Below are 14403 nucleotides of genomic sequence, written 5' to 3'. Positions count from 1 at the left end.
CTTTTATGTGATTAACAGCGTCTTACTGCACGTGGGTTTTCGACAACGCCTGCACCTGACGATGCAGATAAATCAGCTCTTCGACTAAATCACGGCACAGCATGGCGTTCATCAGATGATCCTGCGCATGCACCATAATCAGATTGACGGGAATCTTGCCGCAGCCTTCATCCGCACCAATTAAGGCGGTTTGAATTTTGTGGGCTTCGCGTGCGGCATCTCGGGCACTGGCCAGCAGCGCATCGGCTTCCTGCCAGTTGTGTTTTCGGGCTGCTTGCAGTGCCTGCATCGATGATGAACGGGCTTCACCGGCATGAATAATCAGCTCCATCACCGTGCTTTCCATTTCCTGCATCTCTTGCATTACTTCATCTCCTCTGCCAGTTGTTCCTGCGCCATCTCTTCTTCCTGCGCAAGCAGTTGGCGTTCATACAGTTTGAAGAACGGGTAATAAATCAGCGTGGATAAACAAATCAGGAAGGCCACCAGCACTACCGCGCGCCAGTCCCAGCCAGTTGACCAGGCGGCACCAATTGGTCCCGGCGTGGTCCAGGGTGCCAGCGAAATGACGTGGTTGATCAAGTTGGTGCGGGTGGCGGTCCAGGCGATAACCGCGTTGATCAACGGCGTGGTGATAAAGGGAATAAACAGCAGCGGATTCATCACCACCGGCGAACCGAAAATAATCGGCTCATTGATGTTAAACATACCGGGTACAAAGCCGAGGCGGCCGATGGCGCGCAGATGCGCGGAGCGGCTGCGCAGATAGAGAATCACCAGGCCCATGGTGGCGCCCGAACCGCCCACGGTGATGAAGAATTGCCAGAACGGCTCGATAAAGATCTTAGGAATATCCTGGCCGGCATTTAGCGCTTCCTGGTTCAGCCCCAGATTACTCAGCCAGAATGCCTGTAAAATCCCACCGACAATCGCCGCACCGTGAATACCGGCAAACCACAGCAGATGACAGAGCAAGACGGCGATAAGCACGGCGGGCAGTGAATCGGCTGCGGAGATGATTGGCGCAAACACCGACATAATGGCCTGAGGAATGAGTAAGCCAAAGTGGCTCTCCATAAACAGGTTCAGCGGATAAAGCGTCAGGAAAATCACCATAATGGGGATCAGCAGGTCAAACGACTGACGAATCTTCGGTGGCACCTGTTCTGGCAGTTTGAAGCCAATGTTGTATTTCACCAGCCAGTGCATCACTTCCGTGCAGTACAGACTGATCAGGATGGCGGAGAATATCCCTTCCCCGCCCAGCGATGCCACGGATAACGCACCATCCTTTTCCGGTGCAGCCACCACCAAAAAGGTCATCAGCGACAGCAGCGCCGCCATCAGGCCATTGAGTTTGTAGCTTTGCGCCAGGTTGTAGGCAATTGCGCCAGTGATAAACACCGCCATGATGCCCATCGTCATGTTGTAGGGCATCATCAGCTGGTCGTTGTACTGCTTCACCATGCCCAGCCACCACTGGGCAAAGCCCCACTGGCTGTCCTGACTGAAAGGAGGATGTGAGAACAGCAGCATAAATGAACCGACAATCAGGAACGGCATCGAGGCAATAAATCCGTCCTTGATGGCCACCACATGCCGTTGCGAGGAGAGTCGTGCTGCAATCGGACTGATGCGGTTCTCAATCACGCCAAATAAAGAGTCAGCCAGTGTACTCATCATGCCCCCTTATTGGCATCAATCAGGGCGAGTGCCGACTTCAGGATTTTTTCGCCATTTAACATCCCGTAATCCATGGTGTTAATGACGGTGACCGGTTTGTGATATTCCTGCGCCTGGCGTTCGAAATCTGCCAGCTTATATTTGATCTGCGGACCTAACAGACAACAGTCATACTCCGCGATTTTTTCATTGAACTCTTCCATGCCAACGGCATCAATTTTGGCTTCTAAACCCAGCTGCGTAGCGGCTTTCTGCATTCTTTGTACCACCATGCTGGTTGACATACCTGCGGAACAACACAATAGAATTTTCACCATGATACCCTCCGTTTTTTTTAAATAATTACGCGCCGAGAACCGTTTCTGCAACCGGTTACAGATTCAATTTGTTTTTTTTGTGATCCATAACTCAAACCGTTAAACCTTATTTAAAGAGTGAAAATATGATTAATCTGAGACCGGTTTCATATTATTTTTATGTTAGCCTTTTAAATATGTGATGAAATCGGATGATAATGAGAAAAAACGTTATCGGTTAGAAGAGCCTCACTCTGCGGTTTTCAGATTGAGCTTTTGCGCTACAATGCGCGAGAACGCTGAGAAGGAAGATAAATGACGACAATGCTTGATGTCGCAAAACGCGCAGGTGTGTCAAAAGCCACGGTGTCACGGGTGCTGGCTGGCCATGCTTATGTGTCTAAAACGGTGCGGGATCGGGTGATGCTGGCCATAGATGAGATGGATTACCGTCCTAATCTGCTGGCACGAAGTCTTGCGACCAACCGTTCGCACAGTATTGGTCTGATGGTGCCCAACACGCTTTACAATGGTCCTTTTTTCACCGAGCTGTTATTCCAGGCCGCGACCATGACGGAAAAAACTCGGCTCACAACTGGTGCTGGGCGATGGTAAACACAATGCGCAGCAAGAGCGTAAAGCCATAAACTTTTTGATCGATAGCTATTGCGATGCCGTGATCATCTATCCGCGCTATTTAAGCGTGGAAGATATTGATGCACTTATTCCTGGTATGAGTAAGCCGTTAATCGTGTTAAACCGCCGTTTGAAGCAGCATCCGCAATATTCGGTGTGTGCTGACCACGAAAATGACACCCTCAACGCTGTGAATCATTTAATTGCTCAGGGCCACCGCGAGATCGCTTTTATCAAAGGGATGGGCAGCTCTCACACCGGATTAAGTCGCCTGAAAGGCTATATTTCATCGTTGATAGAAAATGGCATTGAATACGACGAAAACCTGATGCTGGACGGCTGCTGGACCAGCGCCAGTGGGCAACTGGCGGTTGAAGCACTGTTACGTCGTAAAGTGAGATTTTCCGCGATTGTCGCCAGCAATGATGATATGGCGATTGGCGCCGCCTGCGCCTTGCACAACGCGGGTCTGCGCATCCCGCAGGACGTCTCCTTACTGGGCTTTGATGATATCCCGGTTGCGCCCTATCTCCTGCCGGCGTTAACCACGGTGCATGTTCCGGTTGCTGAGATGGTGTCGAGCGCGTTAACGCAACTGTCTAAAATGCTGGATGGTGAAAGCGTGACGGCGCAGCCACTGATGCCGGGCCGACTGGTGCTGCGTAATTCGATCACCCAGGGACCGTATTACCAGCAAAAATAACGCTACCGTGCGATAATCTGGCTTATTTTGCCACGATGAGCATTTTTCGCCATGAAGCACTTTCTCGTTATCGTCCCCGATGGCGGCATGCTGTTTGAAGCCGCCGGTATTGCCGACATCCTGATGCACGCCAACCTACACCTGCCCGTTGGCGTCGATCAGCCACGTTATCGTGTCAGTATCGCCACCACGCAGTCGCATCAGGTGATTCACGGTCAGTCGGGCCTCAACCTGCTGGCTGACCTGAAGCTGGCCGAAGTAGATCCCCGCACCGCCTGGGATACCATCATGATTACCGGACGCGGTGACAGCGTCGAAGAGGGCAACATGGTGGTGGATTTCATCAGGCTGGCGGCTCCGCAGGCCCGGCGTGTGGTGTCAATTTGTGGTGGCGCGATGCTGCTCGCTGAAGCGGGTTTGCTGGATGGACGCCGTGCCACGTCACACTGGCGTCTGCTGGAAACGCTGCAAACCCGCTTTCCCCGCGTCCAGGTGGAAGGTGGCCCGCTGTACATCCAGGATGGCCCAATCTGGACGTCCGGTGGCGTGAGTTCCGGCTTTGATCTCACGCTGGCGCTGGTTGAGGAAGACTTCGGTTTCAGCGTGGCACGCGATATCGCTCAGGATATGGTGATGTATTTGCGCCGCCCCGGCGGACAGATGCAGTTCAGCCGCTACCAGCTACAACAAACCAGCACCGGCCCGATCCACGATCTGCAAAGCTGGATACGCGCCAACCTGGCGGAAGATCTGTCGGTTGAGAAGCTGGCCGAACGTGTCGCGATGAGCCCACGCAATTTCACCCGCGTATTCACCCGTGAAACCGGTGCGTCACCGGCGCGCTATGTCGCAGAGGCGCGACTGGCTGCCGCACGCGAATTGTTGGAGCAGAGCCGCGCGACGCTGGAACGCATCGCCCTCGACACCGGATTTGGCAGCAGCATCAATTTGCGCCGCAGTTTTGAGCGCCAGTTGCATCTCACGCCCGGTGAATATCGCCAACGCTTTCACTGCCGTAAAATGGCGTAAAGTGATCCTTTTTTGTCGTTTACGCCAATCCCACATCGTCCTACATTGACTGCAACCACTTCGGATAAGGAGTCAATAATGATCAAGGTAGGCATTAACGGTTTTGGCCGTATCGGACGTAACGTATTCCGCGCCGCACTGGGCAGTGATGATATTGAGATTGTGGCGATTAACGATCTCACCGACAGCAAAACGCTGGCGCATCTGCTGAAACACGACTCTCTGCTGGGTCGACTGCCTGCAGAAGTGGAAGCGGGTGAAGTTGAACTGCGCATTGATGGTAAGCCAGTACGCGTGTTCAGCGAACGAGATCCGGCCAATATTCGCTGGAGCGATGTGGGTGTCGATATTGTTATCGAAGCCACCGGATTCTTCACTGAACGTGACAAAGCAGCGGTGCATATCACCCGCGGTGGCGCGAAACGCGTCATTATCTCCGCGCCGGGTAAAAACGATGATTTGACGATAGTGTTGGGCGTGAACGATCAGCGCTACGACCCTCAACAGCATTTCGTCGTGAGCAACGGCAGCTGCACCACCAACGGCTTAGCCCCGGCTGCACAGGTTCTCCATCAGGCCTTCGGTATTGAGCATGGTCTGATGAACACCACTCATGCTTATACTAATAGCCAGGTACTGCACGATCAGCCGGAGAAAGATCTGCGCGGCGCGCGCGCGGCGGCGCTGTCAATCGTGCCTTATTCAAGCGGCGCGGCTAAAGCGTTGGGCCGTGTTATCCCCGAGTTGGATGGGCGTTTGACGGGCTATTCATTGCGCGTACCGGTGCCGGTGGTGTCGATTGTCGACTTAACCGTGACGCTTAAACGCGATGTCACCGCCGAGGAGGTCAATGATGCCTTTAAAGCCGCAGCAGCAGAAGGTCCGCTGAAAGGGATTCTCGGTTACAGCGATGAACCACTGGTTTCCAGTGATTATCAGGGCGATCCTCGTTCATCCATCATCGACGGCCTTTCCACGCTGGTGATTGGCGGCAACCTGGTGAAAATTCTTGCCTGGTACGACAACGAGTGGGGCTTCTCAAATCGACTGGTGGATTTAGCACGTCTCATGGCACAGCGCGGCCTGTAATTCGCCCTCCTCCTCAACTAAAAAAATCCCCGCTAATGCGTAATGCCGATCAGTTAAGACAAAAATGATCGGTTGAACGATCCAACAGTTCTGCAAGAATCCGTAATCTCTCAGGGATTACGGATTTTTTTATGCTTCTCAGTCAGGCTCTCGATATTGTTCATAACTTTACTCCTCAGGAGTTCTCGACGCTTTCTGATCTCCTTTCTCCTGAACTTATTGACGAGTGTCTCGCGGATACCGGGACAGTAACGTTACGTAAGCGCAGGTTGTCGATGGAAATGATGGTCTGGGCAGTGACGGGCATGGCACTTTTTCGCTCCCATTCGATGACTCAGCTCGTCTCACACCTGGATATCCTTCTGCCGGGGAAAAGGCCCTTTGTTGCGCCCAGCGCGGTTGTGCAGGCCCGGCAGCGATTTGGAGAAGATGTTATCCGGTTAATGTTTGAGAAAACGCAGCGCCTGTGGTTTGAAAAGACACCGCTGTCGCACTGGAACGGACTGACTCTGATGGCGGTGGATGGCACCGTATGGCGTACCCCTGACACACCAGAGAATGATGCCGCCTTCGGGCGAACGGCCAATATTAATAAGTGCTCTGAGTGGCCGCAGGTGCGAATGGTCTGTCAGATGGAAGTCACCAGTCACCTGCTGTCAGCAGCAGCGTTCGACAGCGTCTCAGCTGCCGGCGAAGCCGATCTTGCCGCTCAGCTTATCCCACAGACCCCCGACCACTCTCTGACCCTCTTTGATAAAGGTTTTTACGCGCTGGGTCTGCTGCACGCCTGGCAGTCAGCGGGAACGGAAAGACACTGGATGCTGCCGCTGCGCAAAGGAGCACAGTACCGTATAGTCCGTAGCTTAGGGGCCGGGCAGGCGTTGGTGGAATTACAGCTGTCGCCGCAGGCGAAGAAAAAATGGCAGGGAGCTGCGGACACGCTGACGGCAAGGCTTATCAGCAAAGAACTCAACGGAAAAACGGTTCAAATCCTGACATCCATGTGCGATCCCCTGAGGTATCCCAAAGCAGATGTCGTGGATTTATACGGCCATCGCTGGGAAATAGAGCATGGGTTCCGCGAGATGAAACAACACCTGCTGAATAATGAGCTGACGCTGAGAAGCAAAAAGCCAGAACTTGTGCGTCAGGAGCTGTGGGGCGTGGTCCTGGCCTATAACCTTCTGAGGTTCATGATGGCGCAGATGGCGTACAGCCTGAAAGGTGTGGAACCTTATCAGATGAGTTTTAAGCAGTCCGCACTGTATCTGAGAAGTCATCTGAGCCTGCTACCGGGCATCTCACCGGGAAAAATACCGCGGATAATGGAAGAGGTAATGGCGATGGCGCCAGGGCTGGTGCTGCCGGAAAGAAGAGTGCGGCATTACCCAAGGGCGGTAAAAAAGAAGCCGCAACGTTATCCGTTGCGGCCTCCATTAAGATCTTAACTGACAAGCATTACCGCTAATGCGGGGATTCTCGTTGCTGACGGGCGCAGTTACTTAATGCCCATTGCATCCTTCAGCGTAAAGAACAAGTCCGTCTGATCGGTCAGGCCCACCACGTTAGCCGCATAAGGACCATAGGCCGCGATACGCAACTGTGTGCCGGTATGCCCCTGAGAATCCTCTTCAGAGTTACCGTAGCTGATGGTCATGACCGCACCATCTTTGGTGTTCACCGCCTGCGTCAGGCCCGGCGCTTTGCTGCCATTTTCAATAATCTGGCTGCTGTGCGCATGGTCAGCCGTCACCACCACCAGGGTATCGCCATGCTCGCGTGCAAAGGCCAGCGCCTGCTGCACGGCCTCATCCAGATCCACGGTTTCACCAATCTGACCACATGGGTTTGCTGCGTGATCCTGTTTATCAATCGACGCGCCTTCCACCTGCAGGAAGAAACCTTTCTCATTGGTGCTCAGCAAATCAATTGCCTTTTTGGTCATCTGCGCCAGTGTCGGTGTTGATGCCGGGCGATCTTTATTCACTTCGCAGGTCACTACGGGTTTATCAATGTTGCCGTGATAGCTGGCTTTTGGCCCTTGCCAACGAACCGGCATATTGCCGTCGGAGAACAGACCCAGTACCGGTTTGCTTTGGTCGGCCTGTTGGATGGCATTCATGCCATCCAGGTTATCGACCAGCTGGAAGCCCAACGCCTGAGCCTGCTCGCGCAGGGTTTTTCCCTGATACTCACCAGCTTTGGCGCTTTCCGTGAACGATTTCGCCCCGCCGCCGAGCGTGACGTCTGGACGAGTCTTCAGCATCTGCTCGCTGATCGACCCTTTACCGCCCTGCTCCAGCGCATTGGTTGGACAGAGTTCGCTGGTTTTCTCCGGGCCATAACATTTACGCGATGTGACATGCGCCATCAAAGCGGCGGGCGTGGCATCCTGCAATTCTGCGGTTGAGACGTTGCCAGTGGCTTTGCCGGCAGCTTTCGCCAACTCCAGAATGGTGACCTGATCCTTGCCATTGACGTCTACGCCGATGGCACCGTTATAAGATTTGGTGCCCGTTGCCCAGGCGGTAGCGGAGGCAGCGGAATCTGTCACGTAGTTCGGTTTGTGGGTTTTCTTGTCTAACGAGTAGTGGGTGTACTGGCCGGTTAACGGCAGCGCATCAATGCCTGGGAAAAAACCACCTGCGCCCATCGCCTGATTTCGTGCGGCGGTGATTTCCGAGTCGCCCATGCCATCGCCGATCAACAAGATGACGTTTTTGGCCGTGGTATTGATGAGTGAGGCTTTCAGCGCTTCCGTCTGGTCGCTGCTGAGGCGGCGCGCGCCACCGTGTTCGGTGATATCACCGGTGGCGGCGCGGCTATACGTTGTTGAATCTGCCACTGCTGACGTTGCGATGAGTGAAGCCAGCAGAGAAACCGTGAAAAGAGGTATGTGTTTCATTTATAAGCATCCTTATCAGTAAATATAACCAAATGTTTCCGCAGACAAGTCTGCGACAGTCTGGTGACACTTTTGTGGCAGAGAAGGAATAATTTGATGACAGAACACGCAGTTCGGCGAGAGATGCAGCAAGCTGCACAGAGCTTAAGCGGATAGAACAAAAGGAGAAAATAGGGCTTGACCGTTTTCAGGTAACTCCCTATAGTAGCGCCCCGTTGACCCAGTGCGGTTGGCAGAAAAAATGTGGTGAGATGTCCGAGTGGCTGAAGGAGCACGCCTGGAAAGTGTGTATACGGCAACGTATCGGGGGTTCGAATCCCCCTCTCACCGCCATCATTTTGAAGAAGAGCCTGAACGAAAGTTCAGGCTTTTTTTTGTCTTCAGATCAGCCACATCATTAACTTACCTGGCCATCCCCGATTACCATCGCCAGGAACTTGTCTCTGAGTGGGTCTTTGATCTGTGCGTTCCAGGCCAAACCTGTTTGCCAATGCGTATGTTCACCCTCCAGCGGCAATAGCCTGACGCCAGCAGGAAGGATGTGTTTCACACTCGCCGGCAATAACGCGACACCATCCCCTGCCGCCACTCGTGCCAGCAATGTCTGGATATCATCGGCGGCTGCAACCCTACAAGGCGGAAAACCTTGCCCGCACAGATAGCGCTGCGCCTGAGCCGTTAAGCCATTGCCGCGATCGGGTGAGAGCTGGAGCAGTTGGTGAGTTTCAATAAACACCTTCGCTTCCGCCAGATCGGAAGGCTGGTCTGCCGCGATCGCCAGCACTAAGCGCTCCTCATCCAGCACAAGACTTTGCAACGGTTCGGTTACCGGCAAGCGCACAAATCCAATCTGCAGTCGCCCTTCCATCAGTTGCTGGCATTGCACCGCAGAAGGCATGTCGTTTAATAACACCTGCACGCCAGGATACGCAGTGCGGAACGCCGCTACCCTTTCAGGTGCCATGCGAAAGGACGAGATACCAAATCCAATGGTCAACGTTCCCGTCTGGCCCTGCTGCCGTTCCGCTATCGAGGCACAAAACTGCGCATGACGCTCCACGATATCCCGCGCACCGGACAAAAACTGCTCTCCCGCCACAGTGAGGCGGGCGCCATGCCGCCCGCGCTGGAAAAGCGTGACACCCGCAAGGTGCTCAAGCGTTTGGATTTGTTTCGTTAGCGCGGGTTGCGTCACGCACAACTGTTCAGCAGCAGTGTGATAAGCATGGGTTTTAGCCAACGTAACGAAGGCACGGAGCAGTTTAATATCCATTCCATTCGGTTATCGAAGTGAGCGAAGTTGTGATTATACACGGTGGATTTCTCTCTGGTGAAATAGCACGCCATCCCCCTACGAGAGAAACCACCATGAACAAACAGCTTCGTGTTGCCACCGTACAGTTTTGTCATCGCGCCGGAGACAAGCAGTACAACTTAGCGCTGATGGAACAGTTTATTGATCAGGCCGCTCAGACAGATACTCAGGTTTTGGCTTTTCCTGAGATGTGTATCACGGGTTACTGGCATGTGCCTCAGCTATCGCATGATGAAGTGGCAGCCCTCGCCGAGCGCAGCGATGACAGCCCGTCACTGGCACGGATAGCGGCGCTGGCAGAGCGCTATCAGATGGCGATCGGGGCGGGCTATATTGAAAAGCATCAAAACGGCCAGCTCTACAATGCTTACGCGGTTTGCATGCCTGATGGTCAACGCCATGTACATCGTAAGATCCACGCTTTCGAGCATCCATCCATTTCCCAGGGGAATGCATTTACGGTGTTTGATACGCCGTGGGGTGTACGAATAGCGATTCTTATCTGCTGGGACAATAACCTCACCGATAACGTTCGCGTCACCGCCCTGCTGGGTGCCGATATTTTGATTGCGCCACATCAAACGGGCGGCACGCACTCGCGCAGCCCCTTCGGCATGAAACCCATCCCTGTAAGCCTTTGGGAAAACCGCCAGCAAGCCCCTGAAGCGCTGGAAGCCGCATTAATGGGTGACAGCGGGCGAGGCTGGTTGATGCGCTGGCTGCCCTCGCGTGCACACGATAATGGACTGTTCATCCTGTTCAGTAATGGCGTAGGACTGGATAACGGTGAGATCCGCACCGGCAATGCGATGGTAATTGATCCCTATGGTCGCATCGTCAACGAAACCACTTCATTCAGAGATACGCTGGTGAGCGCCGATCTGGACCTTTCGTTACTGGCGATGTCTACCGGGCGCCGCTGGATCCACGGCAGACGGCCAGAACTTTATCACCTGCTCTGTGAACCACAAGGTTATGAGCGGGATGCACGCACCGCACGATTTTCCGAAGATGTTCCTGTGTTCGATCACAAAATGGCGCATAAAACATCTTTGGATAAAACATAAAGCCACACGAGGCGTAAACCTTTCGCGTTTTATTTATACCGACGCTGAAGATATCTGGTTGAGGTAAATACCAACTTAGGAAAAAACAAATGAAAGGATTCATGCATTATGGGGTTTTTATCTTCATACTGACGTTCACATCATTAGCTGAAGCAGTCATTAAAATCCCCTTTAAATTAGATGAAAGTGCATTACCGATTGTCACGCTGAATATTAACGGCCAGGAGGGCGAGTTTATGCTGGATACCGGCTCTGCATTTGCTTTCCATTTTGATCCGGCGTTTATACGACAGGTGCCGTGGCTAAAGCCGTTAAAGGATAAAGTGCGCACCACCGATCTGACCGGCGAGGTGTTCCTGAATGATAAATTCATGTTTCACCATGTCTCGGTTAATGGCATGAGCTTTGAGAACGTTGAAGGTGTTTCCCTGAGCCCATGGGGGCTGACGCTGCAGCCTGACGGCAAAAGACCGGAAAGTATGGTCATCGGATTGGGGCTTTTCCGGCAAAAGGTCCTGATGATTGATTACCCGCATCGCCTGTTCACCGTGGCGAATCGGCTGGACGATTTCACTATCGACCGCCAGCAATGGTTAACGCTGCCTTTAACGATCACAGATGAAGGCATAATCATTGAGGTTATGAAAAATAATGAGAGTTTTAATATGCTGCTGGATACCGGTGCAACACTCTCAATGTTATGGAGTAAACGTTTAAATAGAACAGATAACGTATTTCCTTGCAAAGAAGTCATAGCGGAAATGGATGATGAAGGTTGTCAGGCGACGCAAATCAATATCAAACAGGCCACATCCGGGAAAATAAATATCGCGGCGACCCTGGTGGATGATATTGATTCAAAAATGGTGGCGGATGGTTTATTAGGCACTAATTTTTTACAACATCATCGTGTTCTGATCGATTTTCCTGCCCAGCAGTTATTGATACGCGCCAATGAACCTGGCTGAGCAGCCATAAAAAAACCCGGCTTGCGCCGGGTTTTGCTTCGCTACACTCTCAATCAACTTCTCAATCGTTAACCGTAAGCCAGCAGCGTGCGCTGGCAAAGTGCCGAACGGACGCAGTCGTTTTTGTCGAAACGCACCACACCAATCATCTCGTCTTCTTCGAAACGCGCCAGCGCATCGGCCAGACCAGATTTGACGTGGGACGGCAAGTCACACTGGGTGATATCACCGTTGACGATAACCGTCACGTTCTCGCCTAAGCGTGTCAGGAACATCTTCATCTGTGCCGCAGTGACGTTTTGTGCCTCATCAAGGATCACTACCGCATTCTCAAACGTACGTCCGCGCATATATGCGAAGGGCGCAATCTCTACCTTGGCAATTTCAGGCCTCAGGCAGTACTGCATAAAGGAAGCGCCGAGACGTTTAACCAGAACGTCGTATACCGGTCGGAAATACGGGGCGAACTTCTCGGAAATATCCCCAGGAAGGAAACCGAGGTCTTCATCCGCCTGCAGAACCGGGCGCGTCACAATAATCCTTTCGATATCCTTATTGATCAGGGCCTCAGCCGCTTTGGCTGCGCTAATCCAGGTTTTACCGCAACCGGCTTCACCGGTGGCGAATATCAGCTGTTTCGTTTCTATGGCATTAAGATAGTGCGCTTGAGCTTCATTTCTGGCTTCAATCGGACCACGATCGCGTGAATCACGCGCCATGCCAATTGAGTCCAACCCACCCATCTGCACCAGCGAAGTGACCGATTCTTCTTCGCGCTGACGGTGACTGCGAGAATCACTACGAACGACTCTTCTTGCTTCACGACGCGCTTTGATCACTGCTTTCTGTCTTCCCATAGTGGCACCTTACAGTTGGTTTCATTTATCGCGGCGGATCACCCGCGGCGATGACTTGAACGCTTTAGAGGTTTGTTTGGCTTCCTTGTAAGCCGGGTCTGGCTATTGAGAGTAGTGTGCAACAACGACGAAGCGCTGAAGCGCACCGGTAAAGAAATGGCGATAGTTCGGGAACGATAATTGAAAAGTGAAGAGGATACTTTGGAGGGAAGAAATCCCCCGCAGTGTACTGCGCTAGCTGAAGTGTATTTAACTGTCCATAGAAGGACCGGGTCATGCGCGAACTCCAGTGGACTTAGCCACACAACTGACAACGCTTATGAGTAAAGTGCATCATATTAACCATGCTTTGCAACAGTATTTTTACGTCACGACAAAGAAAAAGAGATAAGCGAAGCATGAGAATTTTCGTCTTAAATTAAATTATCTCTATTTTTCAGTTGGATGGATTATTTGACGCGCGCCGAACTTTTTCAGAACATTCGGAAGTGGAAGCGACCAGGGGAAAGTTTACGGTCGGTGAAAAAAGCGCCAGCACAACCTTATCGCTGCGCTGGCGCGGTGCGTTTATTAATCAGGCCTGCAGTAAAGGCTGGCCAAGGTAATGTTTTTCGTCAGGGACGCCCGGCAAAACGAAAAAGTATCCGCCGCCAATCGGACGAATATATTCTTCCAGTGCTTCGCCATTGAGACGTTTTTGCACCGTGATAAAGCCTTTGGCTAAATCATGCTGATAGCAAACGAACAAGAGTCCCATATCCAACTGCCCCGAACCGGTAATCCCTGAGGAGTAACTGTAACCCCGGCGCAGCATTAAACTGCTGTCGGTTTCCGGCGTGCGTGGGTTGGCGAGACGGATATGCGCATCCAGCGCGATGACATCACCATCCGGATCTTTACTGTAATCCGGCACGTCATGTTCTTCTTTCATGCCCAGCGGCGCACCGGAAAGTTTCTCACGACCGAATATGGTTTGCTGTTCACCCAGCGGAGTGCGATCCCACATTTCAACGTGGAAACGAATGATACGCACCGCCTGATAACTCCCGCCCTGCGTCCAGGCAGGTTCCTGCTGATTCGCCGTCACCCATAGCAATTGATCCATGAGCGCAGGGTTATGCGTATCAGGGTTGGCGGTGCCATCTTTGAAGCCCAGCAGATTGATCGGCGTTTCCTTGCCATGGCTGCGTGCGGCATGATCGGCAATAAAACCATCACGCCGCCAGCGTACGGCCAGCAGATCGGGCGTGTACTTAATGATGTCGCGCAGTGCGTGAATCACCGTGTCTTGCGTATTGGCGCAGATTTGCAGCAGTAAATCGCCGTGACACTGATCGGCATCCAGCGAATCGTTGGGGAAGCGTGTCATGCTTTGCAGTTGCGTCGGTTTGTGTGCACTTAAACCAAAGCGCTCATCAAACAACGAGGTGCCCACGGACAGGGTCATGGTGAGATTATCGGGTGCGATATCAGCGCCAAGAATACCGGAATCCATTGGCGGCAGCTGCGGGTTGGTGACAACTGGCGCGGCGCCTCCTTTGGTCAGGAAAGCGAAGCGCTCTGTGAGCAGACGGAACAAACGTTCGAGGTCACTTTTGTCACTGGCTAAGACGTCAAAAGCCACCAGCATCATGGAAGCCTGCTGCGGGGTGATAATGCCAGCCTGATGCGGGCCATAGAAGGGTTGCGCCTGCTGGCGCGCATCGGGTGCAACCGTGCCGGGAGAGAAGCTGTCAGCCGCGGCTGCCGTATGGAACGGACAGCCGCCACTCAGGGCAGCCGCGCCGCCCAACATGCCTAATCCCTGCAATAAACGACGACGCGACGTCTGCGCCGCGTCATTTTTATGGCTCAT

Annotated in this window: 12 protein-coding genes, 1 tRNA gene and 1 pseudogene; 7 read left to right on the top strand and 7 right to left on the bottom strand. The window is 52.9% G+C overall.

From position 1 onward, the window contains the following. Nucleotides 1–22: 22 nt before the first annotated feature. From LH22_RS10620 to LH22_RS10610, 3 genes are read right to left on the bottom strand one after another with little or no spacing between them, the layout of a single operon-like run. Nucleotides 23–355, bottom strand: a complete 333-nt coding sequence (locus tag LH22_RS10620) for a PTS lactose/cellobiose transporter subunit IIA (RefSeq protein ID WP_038650038.1) — start codon at nt 353–355, stop codon at nt 23–25. 8 nt (nt 356–363) lie between these two features. Continuing rightward, nucleotides 364–1680: a PTS sugar transporter subunit IIC gene (locus LH22_RS10615; RefSeq protein ID WP_038646415.1), complete on the bottom strand. Its 1317-nt coding sequence runs from the start codon at nt 1678–1680 to the stop codon at nt 364–366. Continuing rightward, complete coding sequence (locus LH22_RS10610) at nt 1680–2000, bottom strand: PTS sugar transporter subunit IIB (RefSeq protein ID WP_038646412.1); 321 nt, start codon at nt 1998–2000, stop codon at nt 1680–1682. Before LH22_RS10610 ends, LH22_RS10615 begins: the two co-directional genes overlap by 1 nt. Nucleotides 2001–2294: 294 nt before the next feature. Here LH22_RS10610 and LH22_RS10605 point away from each other — a divergent pair. From LH22_RS10605 to LH22_RS10590, 4 genes and pseudogenes are all read left to right on the top strand, one after another. Beyond that, nucleotides 2295–3318: pseudogene (locus LH22_RS10605) on the top strand (LacI family DNA-binding transcriptional regulator). Nucleotides 3319–3369: 51 nt separating this feature from the next. Then, nucleotides 3370–4347, top strand: a complete 978-nt coding sequence (locus tag LH22_RS10600) for a GlxA family transcriptional regulator (protein WP_038646410.1) — start codon at nt 3370–3372, stop codon at nt 4345–4347. Between the two features lie 78 nt (nt 4348–4425). Then, complete coding sequence (gene gap / locus LH22_RS10595; RefSeq protein ID WP_038646408.1) at nt 4426–5436, top strand: type I glyceraldehyde-3-phosphate dehydrogenase; 1011 nt, start codon at nt 4426–4428, stop codon at nt 5434–5436. A gap of 131 nt (nt 5437–5567) precedes the next feature. Continuing rightward, nucleotides 5568–6884, top strand: coding sequence for an IS4 family transposase (locus LH22_RS10590; protein WP_038646406.1), 1317 nt, complete (start codon nt 5568–5570; stop codon nt 6882–6884). A gap of 50 nt (nt 6885–6934) precedes the next feature. Here the strand turns inward: LH22_RS10590 and phoA are convergent, their stop codons facing one another. Then, nucleotides 6935–8341: an alkaline phosphatase gene (gene phoA / locus LH22_RS10585; protein ID WP_038646403.1), complete on the bottom strand. Its 1407-nt coding sequence runs from the start codon at nt 8339–8341 to the stop codon at nt 6935–6937. A 245-nt stretch (nt 8342–8586) separates the two neighbouring features. Here phoA and LH22_RS10580 point away from each other — a divergent pair. Continuing rightward, nucleotides 8587–8674 (top strand) — tRNA-Ser (locus LH22_RS10580). A gap of 64 nt (nt 8675–8738) precedes the next feature. Here LH22_RS10580 and LH22_RS10575 read toward each other — a convergent pair. Beyond that, on the bottom strand, nt 8739–9614 hold the full coding sequence (locus tag LH22_RS10575) for a LysR family transcriptional regulator (protein ID WP_038646401.1): 876 nt from the start codon (nt 9612–9614) through the stop codon (nt 8739–8741). Nucleotides 9615–9709: 95 nt separating this feature from the next. Between LH22_RS10575 and LH22_RS10570 the strand changes: the two genes are divergently transcribed. Together LH22_RS10570 and LH22_RS10565 are read left to right on the top strand one after the other, a co-directional pair. Next, nucleotides 9710–10723, top strand: a complete 1014-nt coding sequence (locus LH22_RS10570) for a nitrilase family protein (protein ID WP_038646399.1) — start codon at nt 9710–9712, stop codon at nt 10721–10723. Between the two features lie 89 nt (nt 10724–10812). After that, nucleotides 10813–11691, top strand: a complete 879-nt coding sequence (locus LH22_RS10565) for a retroviral-like aspartic protease family protein (RefSeq protein ID WP_052059391.1) — start codon at nt 10813–10815, stop codon at nt 11689–11691. Between the two features lie 68 nt (nt 11692–11759). On the opposite strand, the gene phoH is transcribed toward LH22_RS10565, so the two are convergent. Together phoH and efeB are read right to left on the bottom strand one after the other, a co-directional pair. After that, nucleotides 11760–12548: a phosphate starvation-inducible protein PhoH gene (gene phoH, locus LH22_RS10560; protein WP_034824330.1), complete on the bottom strand. Its 789-nt coding sequence runs from the start codon at nt 12546–12548 to the stop codon at nt 11760–11762. Between the two features lie 574 nt (nt 12549–13122). Further along, entirely contained in the window at nt 13123–14403 is a 1281-nt protein-coding gene (gene efeB / locus LH22_RS10555; RefSeq protein WP_038646398.1) for an iron uptake transporter deferrochelatase/peroxidase subunit, read from the bottom strand.

The organism is Pantoea rwandensis, assembly GCF_000759475.1.
Taxonomy (GTDB): domain Bacteria; phylum Pseudomonadota; class Gammaproteobacteria; order Enterobacterales; family Enterobacteriaceae; genus Pantoea; species Pantoea rwandensis_B.
This window is presented reverse-complemented; position numbering and strand designations above follow the sequence as displayed.

Coding starts and splice junctions, on each gene's coding strand:
- efeB (WP_038646398.1), bottom strand. CDS start 14,403: ATGAGCCATAAAAATGACGCGGCGCAGACGTCGCGTCGTCGTTTATTG.
- LH22_RS10565 (WP_052059391.1), top strand. CDS start 10,813: ATGAAAGGATTCATGCATTATGGGGTTTTTATCTTCATACTGACGTTC.
- LH22_RS10620 (WP_038650038.1), bottom strand. CDS start 355: ATGCAGGAAATGGAAAGCACGGTGATGGAGCTGATTATTCATGCCGGT.
- LH22_RS10615 (WP_038646415.1), bottom strand. CDS start 1,680: ATGAGTACACTGGCTGACTCTTTATTTGGCGTGATTGAGAACCGCATC.
- phoA (WP_038646403.1), bottom strand. CDS start 8,341: ATGAAACACATACCTCTTTTCACGGTTTCTCTGCTGGCTTCACTCATC.
- LH22_RS10600 (WP_038646410.1), top strand. CDS start 3,370: ATGAAGCACTTTCTCGTTATCGTCCCCGATGGCGGCATGCTGTTTGAA.
- LH22_RS10610 (WP_038646412.1), bottom strand. CDS start 2,000: ATGGTGAAAATTCTATTGTGTTGTTCCGCAGGTATGTCAACCAGCATG.
- phoH (WP_034824330.1), bottom strand. CDS start 12,548: ATGGGAAGACAGAAAGCAGTGATCAAAGCGCGTCGTGAAGCAAGAAGA.
- LH22_RS10590 (WP_038646406.1), top strand. CDS start 5,568: ATGCTTCTCAGTCAGGCTCTCGATATTGTTCATAACTTTACTCCTCAG.
- LH22_RS10570 (WP_038646399.1), top strand. CDS start 9,710: ATGAACAAACAGCTTCGTGTTGCCACCGTACAGTTTTGTCATCGCGCC.
- LH22_RS10575 (WP_038646401.1), bottom strand. CDS start 9,614: ATGGATATTAAACTGCTCCGTGCCTTCGTTACGTTGGCTAAAACCCAT.
- gap (WP_038646408.1), top strand. CDS start 4,426: ATGATCAAGGTAGGCATTAACGGTTTTGGCCGTATCGGACGTAACGTA.